The 1,489-nt window shown below is 54.6% G+C and carries 1 protein-coding gene; it reads right to left on the bottom strand.

Annotated features, from left to right (window positions below; all coding sequences use genetic code 11):
• Positions 1-55 precede the first annotated feature (55 nt).
• Complete coding sequence (locus IE158_RS13340) at positions 56-1,012, bottom strand: peptidoglycan-binding domain-containing protein (RefSeq protein WP_189644193.1); 957 nt, start codon at positions 1,010-1,012, stop codon at positions 56-58.
• Positions 1,013-1,489: the final 477 nt, after the last annotated feature.

The raw sequence follows: 1,489 nt of genomic DNA, 5'->3' as shown, positions 1-1,489 counted from the left end.
TTGATGGGGGCAACTGTTTGTTTTTGCCGTCTGGGACAGCATCGAACTGAAGTTGTCACCTACTGAGCAGCAGGTTTCCTGTGTAGATGGTATCTGCGTTGGGGGTCATATCAGGGTCACGCAGGTTCCAGGCCATAGCGATAAAGCCGGAGCAATCCGTGCGCCACCCTTCAAAGCGGCTCTTTTGGCTGTATTCGATCTTGGCGTCTACCCAGGAGCGGCCACGGGCTTCTATCTGTTCGCGGGTGGGGATAGAGAATTTGCGGGCCACCAGGGCTTGCCAGGTTTCTGCGTCCACGATGCCATCGGCTGGGCTAATTCCCTTTTCTTTTTGGAAATTAATGACCGCGTTCTTGGTCTTGAGGTCAAAGACCGTGTTCTTGCCCAGTTTCTCTGACAGCCCCAGATAATCGTGGACTGCCTCTACGGCATAACCTTTAGCTCCCTGCTTCAGCGTAGGAACCAACTTTTGCCACGTCGGCTGATGGACGACGTCGTCCCACTTCACCGTTGCCGTCTTCCATGTGCCGGTCTGGGTCTTGTAGGAGTAAGCGAAGCTAAAAGGGGTGATGTTCTGCGAGGTATTGAAGTGCGTCACGGCCTGCCGAGTTTTGGGGCCGAAGTTGGCATCATCATCCAGTGCATAGCCTTTATCGCTGAGTAGGCGCTGGAAGGCCTGCACAGCTTCACTTCTGCTGCTTCCCATCTCATTGCTTTGCAAAATGGGCCACGCGTGCAGGGCTCCCTCCCGAAGTGCCTCCTGCTCGCGCTGTTCAAATACTTTTCGCGCATCGGCGGCAATGCCAACAGGAGCTGGGATGTTCCCTTGTTCAAAGGTGTCGCGCAGGTTCGCAACACCTTGTGGAGCAAGGGGCTGTTCTTCCAGAGTCTGGGTCGGTGTAGCAGCCTGGGGCGTCTGCTCTCCTACCGTGGGGGGCTGCTGGCCTCCCTGGCACGAAGCCAGGAAAATGGTCAGCAGAGTACTGGCAACCAAAAACTTAGATTTTTGCATTCATGATCTCCTGTGCCTTGCCCTGTCTAGACACTGCAGTGCTTAAGGCGATTCGGTATCCGACCGTCTCATCTTTATGAATTGTTGTGCGGACACTCGCCAGAATCTTACGTATCCCCGTCCCCAGAGACATCCCTGTGATAGTCCCTGTGACAATCTCAAGACTTTTGGGACGTAGCTTGGGACGGATAATGTGCACTAAGACGACGCAGGCACGGCTATTTTTATTGGGGCGACCAGAGACGGAGCATGGGGGAGTAAGCGTCCCAGTCACCTCTTTCAAGCAGGCGCTGCTGCTGAGCTTGCTGGCCTTGAGATCACCTTGGACGTCTAGGGAGATGCTGAGCACTGTGCTATGGCCGCAAAGTGTTCCCAGTGTGGCCCGCAAAAATTTGCGGAACAGTCTCTGGGGGTAGTGGTACGGAAAATCCTTCAGGCTACGTTCGAAGATTCCGTAGCTGCAAGCAGTTTAACCCA

This window comes from Deinococcus piscis, assembly GCF_014653275.1.
Classification (GTDB): Bacteria; Deinococcota; Deinococci; order Deinococcales; family Deinococcaceae; genus Deinococcus; species Deinococcus piscis.
The sequence above is the reverse complement of the archived record's forward strand: the minus strand, read 5'-3'. Positions and strand labels throughout refer to the sequence as shown.

Excerpts from the sequence above, each read along its gene's own strand:
- IE158_RS13340 (WP_189644193.1), bottom strand. The coding sequence starts at position 1,012 with ATGCAAAAATCTAAGTTTTTGGTTGCCAGTACTCTGCTGACCATTTTC.